Origin of the sequence: Algoriphagus boseongensis, assembly GCF_004362805.1 — a bacterium.
Classification (GTDB): domain Bacteria; phylum Bacteroidota; class Bacteroidia; order Cytophagales; family Cyclobacteriaceae; genus Algoriphagus; species Algoriphagus boseongensis.
This window is the reverse complement of sequence record NZ_SNYF01000005.1, coordinates 873,378-889,214: the sequence shown is the minus strand read 5'-3', so window position 1 is coordinate 889,214 and position 15,837 is coordinate 873,378. Positions and strand designations below refer to the sequence as shown.

General features: G+C 40.6%; 16 protein-coding genes. 14 read left to right on the top strand and 2 right to left on the bottom strand.

Annotated features, from left to right (window positions below):
• The first annotated feature begins 35 nt into the window (after positions 1-35).
• The 7 genes from DFQ04_RS03885 to mnmE are packed head-to-tail and all read left to right on the top strand — an operon-like array spanning position 36 to position 6,423.
• Positions 36-698 carry a metal-dependent transcriptional regulator gene (locus DFQ04_RS03885; RefSeq protein ID WP_133552875.1) on the top strand — a complete coding sequence of 221 codons (663 nt, stop codon included), beginning with the start codon at positions 36-38 and terminating at the stop codon, positions 696-698.
• Positions 695-1,612, top strand: coding sequence for a metal ABC transporter solute-binding protein, Zn/Mn family (locus DFQ04_RS03880; RefSeq protein ID WP_133552873.1), 918 nt, complete (start codon positions 695-697; stop codon positions 1,610-1,612). Before DFQ04_RS03885 ends, DFQ04_RS03880 begins: the two co-directional genes overlap by 4 nt.
• Positions 1,609-2,397: a metal ABC transporter ATP-binding protein gene (locus tag DFQ04_RS03875; protein ID WP_133552871.1), complete on the top strand. Its 789-nt coding sequence runs from the start codon at positions 1,609-1,611 to the stop codon at positions 2,395-2,397. The genes DFQ04_RS03880 and DFQ04_RS03875 overlap by 4 nt, the downstream gene beginning before the upstream one ends.
• Before the next feature lies 1 nt (position 2,398).
• Positions 2,399-3,694 (top strand): metal ABC transporter permease, encoded by a 1,296-nt coding sequence (locus DFQ04_RS03870; protein ID WP_133552869.1) that lies wholly within the window; start codon positions 2,399-2,401, stop codon positions 3,692-3,694.
• Positions 3,681-4,577, top strand: a complete 897-nt coding sequence (locus tag DFQ04_RS03865) for a metal ABC transporter permease (RefSeq protein ID WP_133552867.1) — start codon at positions 3,681-3,683, stop codon at positions 4,575-4,577. Before DFQ04_RS03870 ends, DFQ04_RS03865 begins: the two co-directional genes overlap by 14 nt.
• Before the next feature lie 11 nt (positions 4,578-4,588).
• On the top strand, positions 4,589-5,044 hold the full coding sequence (locus tag DFQ04_RS03860; RefSeq protein ID WP_394345578.1) for a thioredoxin family protein: 456 nt from the start codon (positions 4,589-4,591) through the stop codon (positions 5,042-5,044).
• Positions 5,041-6,423, top strand: coding sequence for a tRNA uridine-5-carboxymethylaminomethyl(34) synthesis GTPase MnmE (gene mnmE / locus DFQ04_RS03855; RefSeq protein ID WP_133552863.1), 1,383 nt, complete (start codon positions 5,041-5,043; stop codon positions 6,421-6,423). Before DFQ04_RS03860 ends, mnmE begins: the two co-directional genes overlap by 4 nt.
• Positions 6,424-6,465: 42 nt before the next feature.
• Here the strand turns inward: mnmE and DFQ04_RS03850 are convergent, their stop codons facing one another.
• On the bottom strand, positions 6,466-8,064 hold the full coding sequence (locus DFQ04_RS03850; protein ID WP_133552861.1) for an ATP-dependent DNA ligase: 1,599 nt from the start codon (positions 8,062-8,064) through the stop codon (positions 6,466-6,468).
• Complete coding sequence (locus DFQ04_RS03845) at positions 8,061-9,077, bottom strand: ligase-associated DNA damage response exonuclease (protein WP_133552859.1); 1,017 nt, start codon at positions 9,075-9,077, stop codon at positions 8,061-8,063. The genes DFQ04_RS03850 and DFQ04_RS03845 overlap by 4 nt, the downstream gene beginning before the upstream one ends.
• Before the next feature lie 301 nt (positions 9,078-9,378).
• Here DFQ04_RS03845 and DFQ04_RS03840 point away from each other — a divergent pair, with 301 nt between their 5' ends.
• From DFQ04_RS03840 to madM, 7 genes are all read left to right on the top strand, one after another.
• On the top strand, positions 9,379-9,996 hold the full coding sequence (locus tag DFQ04_RS03840; RefSeq protein WP_133552857.1) for an NADPH-dependent F420 reductase: 618 nt from the start codon (positions 9,379-9,381) through the stop codon (positions 9,994-9,996).
• A 268-nt stretch (positions 9,997-10,264) separates the two neighbouring features.
• Positions 10,265-10,924 carry an ROK family protein gene (locus tag DFQ04_RS03835; RefSeq protein WP_133552855.1) on the top strand — a complete coding sequence of 220 codons (660 nt, stop codon included), beginning with the start codon at positions 10,265-10,267 and terminating at the stop codon, positions 10,922-10,924.
• Positions 10,925-10,997: 73 nt separating this feature from the next.
• Positions 10,998-12,374, top strand: a complete 1,377-nt coding sequence (zwf, locus tag DFQ04_RS03830) for a glucose-6-phosphate dehydrogenase (protein WP_133552853.1) — start codon at positions 10,998-11,000, stop codon at positions 12,372-12,374.
• Between the two features lie 3 nt (positions 12,375-12,377).
• Positions 12,378-13,070, top strand: a complete 693-nt coding sequence (gene pgl, locus DFQ04_RS03825; RefSeq protein WP_133552851.1) for a 6-phosphogluconolactonase — start codon at positions 12,378-12,380, stop codon at positions 13,068-13,070.
• A gap of 118 nt (positions 13,071-13,188) precedes the next feature.
• Positions 13,189-14,679: an acyl-CoA synthetase gene (locus DFQ04_RS03820; protein ID WP_133552849.1), complete on the top strand. Its 1,491-nt coding sequence runs from the start codon at positions 13,189-13,191 to the stop codon at positions 14,677-14,679.
• A gap of 2 nt (positions 14,680-14,681) precedes the next feature.
• Entirely contained in the window at positions 14,682-15,047 is a 366-nt protein-coding gene (locus DFQ04_RS03815; RefSeq protein WP_243739626.1) for a malonate transporter subunit MadL, read from the top strand.
• Positions 15,040-15,801, top strand: a complete 762-nt coding sequence (gene madM, locus DFQ04_RS03810) for a malonate transporter subunit MadM (RefSeq protein WP_133552845.1) — start codon at positions 15,040-15,042, stop codon at positions 15,799-15,801. Before DFQ04_RS03815 ends, madM begins: the two co-directional genes overlap by 8 nt.
• The last annotated feature ends 36 nt before the right edge of the window (positions 15,802-15,837 follow it).

The following is a 15,837-nucleotide window of genomic DNA, read 5'->3' as shown; positions in this document are numbered from 1 at the left end:
TATATTTTTACATTTGTCTGATCAATAAATTTTCTATGGAATTGACTGTAGCTGAAGAGAATTATCTTAAAGCCATTTACCACCTCTCGGATGGAGGAAAGAAGAGTGTTTCTACCAATGACATTGCTTCAGAAATGAAGACAAAGCCAGCATCTGTAAGTGATATGCTCAGGAAACTTGGCGAAAAGGAAGTGATCGAATACCGGAAATATTATGGACTTCAGATCACGGATTCAGGAAAGCGCTATGCCCTTCAGACTATCCGAAAGCATAGGCTTTGGGAGGTATTTTTGGTTGACAAATTGAATTTTGCCTGGGATGAAGTCCATGAGGTTGCTGAGCAGTTGGAGCACATTCAGTCTCCCCTATTAATTCAGCGTTTAGATGCTTTTTTAAATTATCCCAAGTTTGACCCACATGGAGATCCCATCCCGGATGAATTTGGAGATGTACGGTCAAGACCTAGAGTTCAGTTGAACGAAATGGAAATAAACCAGACGGGACAGATCGTAGCTGTTGAGGATAGTTCTGCTGCTTTTTTAAGATATCTGGACAAAGTCGGGGCATACATTGGTGCCAGAATCAAGGTCTTGGATAAAGTCGAATTCGATGGTTCTATTGAGATTTTGGTAGATCAAAAGAAGACCATTTTCATGTCTAAGGATGTCGCAAGCAACATTTTGATTATCCAATCATGAGAAAGGGACTGTTCTTTTTTCTAATCTCGATTATTTCTGCGCTAGGCTGCAGACCTATTTCTGATGAGGAAAGGGAAAAACCTTTGATTGTCGCTACGACAAGTATCCTCGCAGATGGAATCCAAAATATTGTAGGTGATAATGCCGATGTGGTAGCCCTGATGCCAGCAGGAGTAGATCCTCACTTGTATAAGGCTTCTGTTAGGGATTTGGATCTTTTGACTCAGGCTGATATGGTAGTTTACCATGGTTTGTTTTTGGAGGGAAAAATGAACGAGATTTTCGAAAAACTCGCACTGACTCAAAGTCTGATAAATGTCTCCAAAGGGATTCCTGCTGAGGATTTGCTAAGGTCTGGACCACAGGTTCATGCAGTAGATCCGCACGTTTGGTTTGATGTTAAATTGTGGTCAAAGGCTTTGGCATACGGAGCCGAAGAATTAATCAAATGGAAACCTGAATGGGAGTCGAGCATTAAATCTAATTCAGAAGAATACCTGAGAAAACTTCGAGATCTGGACGCTCTTGCTCAAACCCGAGTCAATGAATTAAAGTCAAAGAATCAGGTTTTGGTGACTGCTCATGATGCCTTTGCTTATTTCGGAAAGTCTTATGGAATGCCAGTTTATTCGCTTCAAGGGCTTTCAACTTTAAGCGAACCTGGCCTTAAGGATTTAACAGAATTGGTGAAAATCATTCAGGCGCATCAGGTGAAAGCAATATTTGCTGAACAGACAATTTCTCCTAAAGCCATTCGGGCAGTTGCCAATGGAGCAGCTGAAAAAAATCAAGAAGTCAAACTCGCTGGTCCGCTTTTTACAGACAGTTTAGATGCTCCCGGAACTCCAGCAGGAACCTATCTGGGAATGTTTGAAACCAATCTTTCTATCATTTACAAAAACCTATTGCCATGATTACTCAGGTAGAAAATCCAGTTTTGGAAATACATGACTTAACGGTGAGCTATGACCAAACTCCTGTTCTTTGGAATGTGGACTTTAGCTTACCTGCAGGGAAGCTTATTGGTATCCTTGGTCCAAATGGAGCAGGAAAATCTACCCTGATCAAGGCCATCATGGGCTTGATCTCTCCTACTTCAGGGTATGTGAAAATTTTCGATAAGCCCTTGAATGACGTCAGAGCTAGAATTTCTTATGTTCCTCAGCGGGAATCTGTGGATTGGAATTTTCCTGCTTCAGTTTTGGATGTGGTGTTGATGGGGACTTATGGAAAATTGGGATTATTTAAAAGACCTGGAAAGAAAGAAAAAGACCTTGCATTGGAATGTTTAGAGCAAGTTGGGATGAGCGGATTTGTCAAAAGACAAATTTCCGAGCTCTCAGGAGGACAGCAGCAGCGGGTTTTTATTGCCCGGGCTTTGGCTCAGCAAGCTGATTTGTATTTGATGGATGAACCCTTCGCAGGAGTCGATATGGCTACTGAGACAGCGATTTTCCAACTCTTGAGAGACATGGCAGCTTCCGGAAAAACAGTTCTGGTAGTCCATCACGATATTCATTCTGCCATGAATTTCTTCGATTGGGTAATTATGCTCAATCTCCATTTGGTAGCCTCAGGACCAAAAGAACTGGTTATGACTGAAGACTTGCTTCGCAAAACCTATGGAGGAAAGCTCAACCTTTTGACCAAAGTGACGGACTTGATCAGTAAAAAAGAATTTAATCCTTTGAAAAGCTGATATGGATGATTTTATTTATTTCTTCACCTTTCAGGATCCATCTGTAGCTTGGGTGGTTATAGGGATTACCTTATTGGGCATTGGTTCTGCCTATGTGGGTACATTCTCATTTTTAGATAAAAAAGCCCTTTTGGGAGATGCCATTTCCCATGCGGTATTGCCTGGGATTTGTATGGGGTTTATTCTTGCTGGGGAGAAAAACCCAATCTATATCGTTACAGGTGCATTTTTATCCGGTGCATTTGCAACTTTTCTGAGTTCATGGTTGAAGAAAAACACAAAACTCAGCGAAGATTCGATTATTGCCACTATTCTGTCCGTATTCTTTGGAGTAGGAATTGTGATGCTAACGGCCCTTCAAAAGTCAGGAAACCCAGAAATCGCTGGGCTAAATTCCTTCATCTTTGGAAATGCCATCGGAATATCCGAATCGGATCTTTTGATCTATGGTGGTCTTTCCCTTACCATCATTTTGGTTTTGACTTTACTTTTAAAAGAGTTTCGATTGATGGTTTTTGATCCCTCTTTTGGTAAGGCCATCGGATTCCCTATCGAATCCATTCGCTTTTTATTTAATGTATTGATGATTCTTGCTGTAGTCATCGGAATCCAGGCTATTGGAGTGGTTCTTATGGCGGCCTTGTTGATTACTCCTGGAGCTGCTGCAAGATTTTGGACGGATCGACTGAATCCACTTCTGATTTTAGCTGCACTTTTTTCAGTGATTTCCGGAATCCTAGGAACCTACATTTCCTTTGTTCTTCCTCAGATGCCCACCGGTCCTTGGGTGGTAGTTTTCCTTTCCCTTATTGCCTTGATTTCTTTTTTGATTTCTCCAAAAAGCGGAATCATTTTCAGATTTCTTTCTAGGAAAAAATATCTGAGAAAAACCCATCGAGACCATCTTTTGAAAGCACTTTACAAGGCTCTCGAAGAAGGCAGGAAAAGTATGACCATAGAAGAAATCTATGAGCTCTATCCCTACCAGAAAAAGGAAATCAACCAATCAATTATTGATTTACAAAAAAGCAAGTATATAGTTCAAAGTCAAAACTCTATATCACTTCAAGAACCGGGAGTTTCGGAAGCAATGAGGATTGTCCGACTCCACAGACTTTGGGAATTATACCTCAATGAATCCCTGAAAATTGCACCTGATCACGTTCATGAATCAGCTGAGCAGATGGAGCATTTGCTTACTCCTGAACTTGAGGCCTTGCTTGAAAAGAGGCTCAACTTCCCTTCACTAGATCCACATCAAGAAACTATTCCCAGAGAGAAAAATGATCTTCGATAGCAACGCATTTCTTATCATTTTCACAGGAGCTCTGATCGCAATCTCCTGTGGTTTTCTAGGTGTATTTATGATGCTTCGGAAAATGTCCATGACCGGAGACGCCATCTCCCATGCCGTCCTTCCTGGCATTGTCATTGGGTATTTTGTGTCAGGAAGCCAGAGAAGTTTGGAGGTGATTATAGGAGCTGGATTATTAGGAATTTTAGCTACGCTGATGATTGAGGGATTGAGGAAAAAAGCAAAAGTCCAGCTCGATGCTTCAATAGGAATCACCTTTACCCTACTTTTTGCGATCGGAATTATCCTGATCAACCTATTTGCCTACAAAGTAGATTTGGATCAAGAATGTGTGCTTTATGGGGAAATAGCCTACTTGCCGATTGATCTTTGGATCACCAAAAGCGGACTTAACCTAGGCCCAAGAGTTACTTGGCTTGCCATTCTGAATTTCCTTTTTGTAGTCGGATTTATTTATCTCTTATTTAAAGAGTTAATCCTAACCAGCTTTGATGAGGGATTTAGCAGCGTGATGGGAATTCCCGCCAAAGGGATCAACTTAGCCCTGATGAGCATGGTTTCTTATACTACAGTAAGTAGTTTTGAGTCCGTTGGTGCAATTTTGGTTGTTGCTTTATTGGTTGTTCCGCCTGCCACTGCCTTTTTATGGAGCAAGAGTTTAATGCCTTTATTGAGGCTCACCGCAGCCTTAGGCATTTTAATTGCAGTACTTGGATATTATCTTGCCTATTGGCTAGATAGTTCCATTGCGGGAATGATGGTTACGGTTGCTGGTGGCTTTTTCCTAATTAGTGCTTTAATTAAGGGAAAGAAACCTTCTTGGCTAAAAGGAACTACCAAAGTGGAAAGTCCGTTAGGTATTTGAGTATGAAAAAAATGAAATATATAGGTCTCTTTTTCTTAGGATTACTTATCAGTATTTCCAGTTTCGCCCAAGGTCAAATTAAGTGGATGAAGTTTGAAGAGGCTATCGCGGCTAATTCCAGCAATCCAAAAATGATCATTGTGGATGTATACACAGATTGGTGTGGCTGGTGCAAAAAAATGGATAGTGAAACATTCACTGATTCTAAGGTTGTAGACTATATCAATAAGAATTTTTATGCGGTAAAACTGAACGCTGAGGACACTCAGCGAACTTTTGAATTCATGGGTAAAACCTACAATGAAGCACAAATGGCAGCAGCCATGCGGGTAAATTCCTATCCAAACTTTGTGATCATTGAACCCAAACTTCAAAATATAGCCCAATTGCCCGGTTACCGCCAACCTCAACAGTTTTTGGCTGGATTGGATGAATTACTAGAAAAAGCCTTTCGGATCAAACCATGAGTTTTTCCCTCGCTGATCGCGAAGACACCATCATTGCCTTAGCCACACCTCAAGGCGTCGGCGCAATTGCTGTAATCCGACTTTCAGGAAAAGATGCCATCAAGGTTACCAATGAAGTTTTTCATGGTAAAAACCTTGAAAAGCAAGCTTCCCACACCATTCATTTCGGCACTATCCGGGATGGGGAGAAAATCATTGATGAGGTTTTGGTGTCCATTTTCATAGCTCCCAAGTCCTTCACCAAGGAAAATGTGGTGGAAATCTCTACACACGGCTCTTCCTATATAATCAATCAGGTTCTTAAGCTTTTTATTAGAAAGGGAGTTCGCCCAGCAAAACCAGGAGAATTTACCCAAAGGGCATTTCTTCATGGACAATTTGACCTAGCCCAAGCAGAAGCCGTTGCAGATTTAATTCATGCAGATTCAGAAAGTAGTCATCAGGCCGCTTTAAGTCAGATGCGAGGAGGATTTTCCTCTGAAATTCAGGAACTCAGGAATCAACTGATCCATTTTGCTTCAATGATTGAGCTGGAGCTCGATTTCGTGGAAGAGGATGTTGAATTCGCAAGTAGAGATGATTTGAGAGCTTTGGTTGAGAGAATTCTCCGAATCGTTGAGGAATTAATCTTAAGCTTTGACTTAGGCAATGTGATCAAAAACGGGGTTCCAACCGTGATAGCAGGAAAACCCAATGCAGGCAAAAGCACCTTACTCAATGCTCTATTGAACGAGGAAAAAGCAATCGTCTCAGACATAGCGGGAACTACCCGTGATTTCATTGAAGACGAAATCAGTTTGGGTGGAGTAATATTTAGGTTCATCGATACCGCCGGCCTTCGCGAAACAACTGACACCATCGAAGCAATTGGAGTAAGCAGAACCCAGGAAAAAATGAAAACTGCTTCCCTTATTCTTTACCTATTTGATTTGAGTGATACGGACTTAGTTGAGATCAATCGCGACATCAATAAGCTGGAAAATTTGGGTGTGCCTTTTCTGAAAGTTGCAAATAAGATTGATAAGGCTAAAGAGAATATTATCAATCAGTTAAAAACTCAACATCCAGACACTATTTTTATTTCTGCAGGCAATAAAGAGAATCTGGAAGGACTCAAATCACGAATTTTGGAACTGGTAAACTTGGATAAATTCCGAACCGGAAACACCATAGTCACCAATGTCAGACACTACGATTCTTTAACCAAAACCCGAGAGTCTTTATTGGATGTCCTGACAGGATTGGATAATCAGGTGACCAATGATTTCCTAGCAATGGATATCCGAAGAGCTTTACATTTCTTGGGAGAAATTACAGGTCAAGTGACTACTGATGACCTTTTGGCGAATATCTTTTCGAAGTTTTGTATCGGGAAGTAAGCCAATAATTTTTTCAAGCTTGACTTAAAATTTTACTAAATATCACTTTGGAATCAAGGCTTTTAAGTCCTCCAGCGTATTTGCATCTTCGATCTTTTTATCCTTTCTCCATCGGACAATTCTCGGGAATCGAACTGCTATTCCACTTTTATGCCGACTCGAGTACGAAATACCCTCAAAGGCCAATTCAAAAACTAAGGTTGGTTCCACACTGCGAACTGGGCCAAATCGTTCCAAAGTTGTCTGCTTGATTATCGCATCAACCTGGGCAAATTCCTGATCAGTTAATCCGGAATAGGCTTTAGCAAAAGTGACAAGCTCTTTACTTCCATTGTCTTTTTCTTGCCAAAGACCAAAAGTATAATCTGTAAATAAATTGGTTCTACGTCCATGACCTCTCATGGCATAGGTCAAAACAGCATCTATGGTCAATGGATCAATTTTCCATTTCCACCAATCCCCCTTTTTCCTTCCAACTTGATAAGTGGAAGCCTTTCTTTTCAGCATAAGGCCCTCACTTCTTTTTTCTCTCGCCAATTCCCGTTCGGCAATTACTTCATCCCAACTACTAAATTCAAAGCGCTCAGAAATGTGCAAAGCTGGATGTGGAGTTTCTTCTATCAGTTTTTCTAAATGCTTTCTTCTATCCAAATAAGGAAGCTTTCGGTAATCTTTGCCTTGAAATTCCAAAAGATCATAAGCCTTAAAAATGACCGGAACCTTGCTCAAAATGCTTTTGCTGAGTGTTTTTCTTCCAATTCGAGTTTGGAGCTCACTGAACAATCCGATTTCTCCATTGGTAAAGGCAAGGAGTTCTCCATCTATAACAATACCGTCCGGAAGAAAATCTTTTAAAGTAGCTAGTTCGGGATACTTTTCAGTGACCAATTCATCTCCTCGAGTCCAGATAAAAACTTCCCCTTTTCTACAAATTACTTGCCCCCTGATTCCATCCCATTTATGCTCAACAGACCAATCCTTTACTTCTCCAAGTTGCTCCAAGGAATCTTCCAAAGCATAGGCTAGGTAAAATGGATAGGGTTTGGAAACATAGGCTTGTTCGTTTCTGCCAAAAAGCAATTCTTCATAGCTGGTAGAACTTGGAGACCAATCCCCCATCAGCCTGTAGGCTAATTCATCTTCAGCAATACCTGAAACTTGGGAAAGTGCCTTGGTCATCAGTTTTTGACTTATCCCAATTCGAAATCCTCCGGTGATAAGTTTAGTAAAGACGAATCTTGAATAATAGTCAAGCCCCATCCAGCGGTCCTGAACATATTCTTTCTTCTCTGGCTCCGTTTTGAACTTTAGCTCAATCAATTCCTCCAAGATTTCCCACAATTCCTTTTTTGAATCATGTTGATCGTTTGGTACAATCAAGGCAATTGATTCCGCTAGATCACCAACGATATGGTAACTCTCCTCAAAAAGCCAAAGTGGAATTGATGCCAATTCTGCTGCATATTCTCTTAAAAGTGTGGTATTTACTGGGCGAGAAGGTCTTCGATGTGAGAGAATTGCGATTGTCCAAAGCTTATCCTTCTCACTGGCTTCCTTAAAATACTCTGCCAAAGCAGCGACTTTTTGATTCGTTTTGGTAGTCGTGTCCAGTCTCTCAATAAGATTGGCAAAGTCCTTCATGCAGATTCCTTGGTTTCTGTTTCTTCCTTTTCCCCGGCATATTGGGTGTTTTCTACACTAGCCTGGTAGCCGATTTCCCTGAGATATCTACTGAAAATATCGGTATAACCATGGGTACAAATAACTCTTTCGGCTCCAGACTCCCGAATACTTGACAATAAACCTTGCCAGTCGCAATGATCGGAAAGAACGAAGCCACGATCGGTTGCTCTTCTGGCTCTCGCACCCCGGAATGCCATCCAACCAGAGCATGTTCCAGTTTCATAGGGTACAAGTTTTCGCATCCAGGGAGACCCATGGGCAGATGGAGGGGCAATTACTAGTGCACCTCGAAGATCTTTGTTTATTGTTTCGCGGGTAATCTGAGTAGTGGAAGGCAAAGCCAATTGTGGTCTAAGAACATCAGTCATGTTTTCTACTGCTCCATGGGTATAAATTGGTCCAATGGATGAATCCACATGCTTCAATATTCTTTGGGCTTTTCCCAGCGTATAGGCAAATAAAACAGAGGTTTTCCCATCTTTCTTATTTTTATCCCACCACAAATTGATCTCATCAAAAACCTTTTCCTGAGGCTTCCATTTAAAAGCCGGAATCCCAAAGGTGCATTCAGTAATTAAAGTATGGCAGGCAACCGATTCATAGGGTGTGCAAATTCCATCTGGCTCGGTTTTATAGTCTCCGGTAAAAACCCAAATCTCTCCATTATACTCAACTCGCACCTGGGAAGATCCTAAAATATGTCCTGCCGGATGTAGAGAAAATGTTACTCCATTGATTTGAAATTTTTCACCCCACTCCACGCCCTCTACATTAATCTGCCCAAGTCGATGTCGGATAATGGGTATGTTGGAATGATGAGTGAGGTAATGCTTATGCCCAAATCGTGCATGATCGGAATGCCCGTGAGTAATAATGGCTCGGTTGACTGGTTTCCAAGGATCTATATAGACTTGGGCTATTGGGCAATAGATTCCTTTTGCATTAAAAACCAAAAGATCAGGGCGATTCATTATTTTTTTTAAGGACTGTTTTTGATGAAAAACACAGGAATCTAAACACTTGTTCGTGAGGTTAGATCTTGATTTTTAGTGAAATAACGTCTAAGTCATTTCGAACTAGGAGTATTTCAAAGTAAAATATTTGGATTTCAAAATACTTTATTTGAATAATATATTGTTTTTATCTTTTTTTCAAAATATTATTTTGATAAATGATATATTTATCCTAGTTTTCAGAGGTTTATGTTGGCAAGATGAAATTTCAAACAGGCGTCTCCAACTTAAAACTATCACCTAAACTAGTTCAGAATCTATGAAGCTGGGTATTCTAGGCGGGACATCTCTCGCAAAAACTTTAGGAAAAAAATACATCCACGCTGGACTCAACGTGGTGTTTGGTGTCAGACATGATTTTGATACGGAAGAGATCGAATGGAAAATGCTCAACCGACTTCATAATCGAATCTGTCCCTTTGAATCAGCCATCATTCAATCAGAGATAATCCTGATTTGCTGCGATAATCAATATTTAAAGGATATCTACACCGCTTTAAAAAATGTAGATACGGAAGGAAAATTGATTATTGATTGTACAAATGCGACGTACGACCAAAAATTAGCTTCCTCCAATACTAGACTAATTAAAAAAGCAGCACCAAAAGCTTTCTTATTCAAAGCCTTCAATAACCTTGGAATTGACTATCCAATTTCGGACAATTTTGGAATCATCAAAGAAACCTACTATTGCGGAGATGAGGTTCCTGAAAAGATCAGAGTAAAAAGGCTAATTGAATTAATCGGTTTTAAAGCTGTGGATGCGGGAAAAATAAACAATGCCCCACTACTAGAAGCTTTCTATCACCTTAGTAAAGAGATTACCTGGAACAAAAAAGACACCTCAAATTTTCATTTTAAACTGGTATCTGTTTAATGGATTTATTTTTAGACATCACCCAATGGCGGAGAGTTTTCTCCGCCATTTTTATTTTATTCAAGTCAGACTGAAAATAAATTTTCTTGAAATGAACTTAATTCCCTCTTTTTAGAATTTTATTTTTCAAATAGGATTTCAAAAAGTAGTTAATATCGGAATTGAAACTCTTTTCCTATCAAGCAATAAAAAATTCTGAATTATTAAAAAAAATGGGGGATTGGTTCTAATTTTGAGTGTTTACCAATCCTAACAGAAAGCTTTGCAAATGAAAGTACTTGTCATTGACATTGGAGGATCCAATATTAAAATTTTGGCTACTGACCAGCCTGAACGAATTAAAATTCCATCAGGAGCTGATTTTAAGCCAGAAGAGTTGGTTCCTTTAGTCAAAGATGCAGCGAAGGATTGGGTTTACGATGTGATTTCCATTGGTTTTCCTGGCGTAGTAAAACACGGAAAAATATTCGCTGATCCAGTGAATATGGGTACTGGCTGGAAAGGTTTTGACTTTGCAAAAGCTTTTGGGAAACCCGTTAAAATCATCAACGATGCCGCAATGCAAGCTCTGGGAAGCTATGAAGGCGGAAAATTACTCTTCATGGGTTTTGGGACTGGCCTAGGTACAGCTATGGTTTTTGAAGATCTAATCCTTCCTTTGGAAGGAGGTCACCTACCCTTCAAAATGGGAACATTCGAGACTCACGTAGGCAACGCAGCCATGAAAAAACTGGGAAAGAATAAATGGAAAGAGATGGTTGCCAAAACAATCGAGCACTTTACCCATTGCTTTCAGCCTGACGAAATTGTGCTTGGTGGTGGAAATTCAAAGCTTTTGGATGAAATCCCGGAAAATTGCAGGCTTGGCTCAAACAAAAATGCCTTTACTGGTGGTTTCCGCCTTTGGGAACGGGAATACAAAGTTTAATTCCTCCCAATAAATCAATCTAAGGATGTTTTTAAAAACGTTCCTTAACCTATCCTGATATTTAAACAGCTTTATGGCTCAAGTCAAATCGGACGCCTTGGTCTTTTATGGTGCTACAGGTGATCTAGCTTACAAAAAAATATTCCCCGCTCTTCACATGATGGTTAAAAGAGGAAACCTCGATGTTCCCATCATCGGTGTTGCCCGTGGAGATTATGATTTGGAAAAATTAAGAGCCAGAGCTAAGGAAAGTATTGAAAAGCATGGCAATTACGAGGAAGAATCTTTCCAGAAGTTTTGTAGCAAGCTTGAGTTTGTTGGAGGTGACTATACAGATCCAGAGACCTTTAAAAGGATACGTAAAGGACTAGGAAGTGCCAAAAATCCAACCCACTATTTAGCTATTCCCCCTGTCCTATTTCCAAAAATCATCGAACAGCTTTCCCTTTCTGGCTGTGCCGATGGAGCTAGGATTATTGTAGAAAAGCCATTTGGAAGTAACTATGAAACTGCGAGAGAACTGAATAAAATTCTTCTTTCCAGATTTTCCGAGAATTCCATTTACAGGATTGATCACTATTTGGGAAAAAGACCAGTCAATAACTTGGTATTTTTCAGATTTGTAAATTCACTTTTCGAACCAGTTTGGAATAAAGACCATATCGAATCTATACAAATCACCATGGCCGAGGATTTCGGAATTCTTGGACGTGGGGCTTTTTATGATGTCACTGGTGCTATCCGAGACGTAATCCAAAACCATCTCTTTCAGATCTTGTGCAACTTGACCATGGAGCCACCGAAGGCTTTGGACAGTGAATCGATAAGAGATGAGAAAGTAAAAGTATTGCAGGCTATTGTCCCACTTCGAGGTCAGGATGTAGTCAAAGGACAATACACAGGATATTTAGGAGAAAAGGCGGTAAAGCCTGATTCCAAAACGGAAACCTTTGCAGCCATGAGATTACACATCGAATCTCCAAGATGGGAAGGGGTACCTTTTTATATCCGTGCCGGGAAAAATCTACCTGTCACTTCCACTGAAATTTTGGTGAGATTCAAGCATTTGCCTACTGCCTATTCAAGCATTGCCAAACAACCTAATCACATTCGCTTTAGAATCAGCCCAGATGTGACGATTGCCTTTGGAATGCTGATCATGGCCCCACAGGAAGATATGCAATCTGTCTTGACAGAAGTACAAGGTAATCCTACTCCTTTCCCAAATGAAAAGGATGCTTATGAGCGGGTATTGACCGATGCCATGGCCGGTGATCCTACTCAATTCGCTAGGCAGGATTATGTGGAAGATGCCTGGAAAATAGTAGACGATTACCTTCAGATGGATTGCCCGGTGTATGAATACGAACCTGGAACTTGGGGTCCAGAAAAAGTCGATGAATTGATTATGCCTCTTGGAGGCTGGAATAATCCTGTTGTAAATAAATAAGCCGTGAAAACTGAAATCTATTCCACTGCGGATGAGGTAGCACAGAAGGCTGCCGAATATCTAGAAGCAAAGATTCGAGAAACAATCAATACTAAAGGTAGCTTCTCCATGGCAATCAGCGGAGGACGTACACCTTGGGAAATGCTTAAAATTCTTTCCAAGGCTCATTTGCGATGGACGAAAGTCAATATTTTTCAAGTAGATGAAAGAATTGCTCCTGATGGGCATCTTGATCGAAACCTAACCCAACTTTTCAAATCAATTGAAGGATCTGGAATTGTCACCAAAGTGAATATTTTTCCTATGCATGTCATCTCCGAAGATCCAGAAGAGGCATGTTTAGACTATGCAAAAACCATTCTGGAAATTACCGGAGACGGAATTCTTGACTTGGTGCACTTAGGTATGGGGGCTGATGGTCATACAGCCTCTTTGGTTCCTGGAGATAAGGTTTGCGAGATCAAAGACCAAAATGTGGCCATTACCTTTGATCCTTATCAAGGAAGAAAACGAATGACGCTTACTTACCCTCTAATCAATCAAGCAAGAGAAATACTTTGGGTGATTACAGGAGAGGAAAAGGCAGAAATGGTTGAACGACTTCTAAATGAAGATTACAGCATTCCGGCTGGAAAGGTAAATCAAGAAAATGCCCTAGCTCTTTTGGATCAGCCTGCGGCTAAATTAATCGGGTAAAAATTTTAAAATCAAAAAAGCCAACTTACACTTATGTAGGTTGGCTTTTTTGTTTAGAACTCGTTTAGAAATTTCCCTTATATCTGAAATTGGGTATCTTTCCTGAAATACTTGCCTAATGAATCACCTATTTGAACAAGTAAATCGGACTCCTCACAAAACAGCGATTGTTGACCACGGCAATCATTTTAGCTATCAAGAACTTAAAGATCAAAGTGAGCAAATTGCTTCTCACCTTTTGGTAGGAAAGCATGATTTGAATGAAGCCAGAGTGGCATTTATGGTCAGTCCTGGATTCGATTATGTTGCGACACAGTGGGCAATTTGGAAATCTGGAGGTATTGCTGTTCCGCTTTGTATTACTTATCCCCTGCCTTCTTTGACTTATGTTTTGGAAGATACCGGGGCCGAAATTCTGATAGTAGGCCAAGAATATATGGGAATCTTGGAAGACTATGCACAGGAAAAAGGGATCAAGCTGCTTACTTGGAAAGAACTATCAGTGAGGTATGGGCATCCTTATTTGCCTGAAATTTCTCCTGAAAGAGGGGCGATGATTTTATATACTTCAGGAACTACTAGTCTTCCCAAAGGAGTATTGACGACCCATGCCAATATAGAGTCTCAAATATCTACCTTGGTCGATGCATGGAAATGGAGCTCCGAAGATTATACCATTTGCTTACTTCCTCTTCACCACGTACATGGAATAATCAATGTAGTTTCCTGCACGCTTTGGGCAGGAGCAACTGTAGAATTCCTTCACCCATTTGATGCTAAACAGGTTTTTGAGACTTTTCTCCAAGGCAGGGTAAATGTATTTATGGCTGTTCCAACCATTTATTTCAAGCTTATTTCCGAATTTGAATCCTATTCAGAAACTGAAAGAGAGGCCCTTGCCGACTGTATGAAAAACTTTCGATTAATGGTTTCTGGATCTGCAGCCTTACCAGTCTCGGTAATGGAAAAATGGAAAGACATCTCGGGCCATTATCTCCTGGAACGCTATGGAATGACTGAAATAGGAATGGCTATAAGCAACCCTTATGACGGAGAACGAAGGGCAGGTCATATTGGAAGGCCTCTTCCCGGTGTTGAAGTAAGGTTGGTTGATGAACAAAATAATCCAATTGTTCCTGGAAGCCCGGGAGAGATTCAGATTAAAGGCCCTTCAGTATTCAAGGAATATTGGAAAAAGCCAGAAGCAACTAGTAAATCATTTACCGAAGATGGATGGTTCAAAACCGGCGATATTGCGGTAATTGATGAAGGGTATTACCGAATCTTAGGTAGAGATTCAGTGGATATTATCAAATCAGGAGGCTATAAAATTTCCGCCCTTGAAATTGAAGAAATCTTAAGAAGGCATCCGGATGTAAAAGACTGTGGTGTGGTAGGAATCCCGGATGAAGAATGGGGGGAGTTAGTTTCTGCGGGCGTTGTGGCTGAAAATACCCTTGACTTAAAAGCTTTAAAAGATTGGATGAGAGCCCAAATGCCAGCTTATAAAACCCCTCGTAATTACCTTATTCTTAAAGAGCTTCCGAGAAATGCCATGGGAAAAGTCGTGAAAAATGACTTAAAGAAAATGTTCTCAACCCAAAACTGATTATGATCAAAGGATTGGCATTACTCTCGTTTGCATTTTTGACCGGCATGTGGTGTGGTGAACTTTTAGGTTCTTGGCTGGGAATTCAAGCCAATGTGGGAGGAGTTGGTTTTGCTATGCTTTTCCTATTGGGAATCAAGGAATACGGAACTAAAAAAGGTTGCTGGAAAAGCGAGCTAGAGTTTGGAATTGAATTTTGGAATAAGTTATACATCCCGGTTGTGATTGCCATGGCGGCAAGTTTGAATGTGAAGTCAGCCCTTTCTTCTGGAACATTAGCCATTCTTGAAGGCATTATTCCTGTATTGCTTGCTTTTTGGGTTTTTAAGCTTTTGATCAAATCCTTTAAATCCACTTCAAATGGATGAATTGATCAAGGTTATTGATAAAAACGGCTTGATCGTAGCCTTCCTTTTGGTTGGCTTATTGACCTGGCTCACAGATATTTTTTCCAAAAGAGTCCTTAACTCCAGAATTCCGGGCTCGGCAATAGCAATTTTCATGGCCTTATTCTTTGGTTATTTAGGAGGCGTATTAGCCAATGGAGAGAAAGGTTTGGCTGATTTGAAGCTTTTCCAAGGACTTTCTTTATTGGGCGGATCGATGTTCAGGGATTTTGCCATTGTCGCCACAGCCTTAGGCGCGAGCTATATTTTAATTAAAAGAAGCGGTCTATTGGGACTGGTTTCCTTGGTTTTAGGTATTGCAGTTTTCTTTGTTTCAGGGGTTGTTTTAGCATGGATTTTAGGATACAGAGATGCGGTTAGTCTGTGTACCATAGGAGCAGGAGCATGCACTTACATTGTCGGGCCAGTCACAGGGGGAGCATTAGGAGCAAGTTCGGAAGTTATAGCTTTGAGTATTGGAACTGGTGTGATAAAGACAATTGCAGTGACTATTTTGACTCCCATGTTTGCCAAAAAGACTGGATTGGATAATCCTGGTGCAGCTATGGCCTTCGGAGGAATCATGGGCACCTCCAGCGGAGTAGCCGCAGGCTTGGCTGCAACTGATCCTAAACTTGTCCCTTATGGAGCTGTAACCGCAACATTTTATACTGGGCTTGGCTGTTTACTTTCCCCTTCCCTGTTTTACCTTTTATTAAACGCTTGGCTTGGGTAACTTAGCCATTGAATTAATTTGAAAATATCCTTTTCC

Excerpts from the sequence above, each read along its gene's own strand:
- DFQ04_RS03880 (WP_133552873.1), top strand. The coding sequence starts at position 695 with ATGAGAAAGGGACTGTTCTTTTTTCTAATCTCGATTATTTCTGCGCTA.
- mnmE (WP_133552863.1), top strand. The coding sequence starts at position 5,041 with ATGAGTTTTTCCCTCGCTGATCGCGAAGACACCATCATTGCCTTAGCC.
- DFQ04_RS03885 (WP_133552875.1), top strand. The coding sequence starts at position 36 with ATGGAATTGACTGTAGCTGAAGAGAATTATCTTAAAGCCATTTACCAC.
- DFQ04_RS03850 (WP_133552861.1), bottom strand. The coding sequence starts at position 8,064 with ATGAAGGACTTTGCCAATCTTATTGAGAGACTGGACACGACTACCAAA.
- DFQ04_RS03815 (WP_243739626.1), top strand. The coding sequence starts at position 14,682 with ATGATCAAAGGATTGGCATTACTCTCGTTTGCATTTTTGACCGGCATG.
- DFQ04_RS03860 (WP_394345578.1), top strand. The coding sequence starts at position 4,589 with ATGAAATATATAGGTCTCTTTTTCTTAGGATTACTTATCAGTATTTCC.
- zwf (WP_133552853.1), top strand. The coding sequence starts at position 10,998 with ATGGCTCAAGTCAAATCGGACGCCTTGGTCTTTTATGGTGCTACAGGT.
- madM (WP_133552845.1), top strand. The coding sequence starts at position 15,040 with ATGGATGAATTGATCAAGGTTATTGATAAAAACGGCTTGATCGTAGCC.
- DFQ04_RS03870 (WP_133552869.1), top strand. The coding sequence starts at position 2,399 with ATGGATGATTTTATTTATTTCTTCACCTTTCAGGATCCATCTGTAGCT.
- DFQ04_RS03840 (WP_133552857.1), top strand. The coding sequence starts at position 9,379 with ATGAAGCTGGGTATTCTAGGCGGGACATCTCTCGCAAAAACTTTAGGA.
- DFQ04_RS03875 (WP_133552871.1), top strand. The coding sequence starts at position 1,609 with ATGATTACTCAGGTAGAAAATCCAGTTTTGGAAATACATGACTTAACG.
- DFQ04_RS03845 (WP_133552859.1), bottom strand. The coding sequence starts at position 9,077 with ATGAATCGCCCTGATCTTTTGGTTTTTAATGCAAAAGGAATCTATTGC.
- DFQ04_RS03865 (WP_133552867.1), top strand. The coding sequence starts at position 3,681 with ATGATCTTCGATAGCAACGCATTTCTTATCATTTTCACAGGAGCTCTG.
- DFQ04_RS03835 (WP_133552855.1), top strand. The coding sequence starts at position 10,265 with ATGAAAGTACTTGTCATTGACATTGGAGGATCCAATATTAAAATTTTG.
- DFQ04_RS03820 (WP_133552849.1), top strand. The coding sequence starts at position 13,189 with ATGAATCACCTATTTGAACAAGTAAATCGGACTCCTCACAAAACAGCG.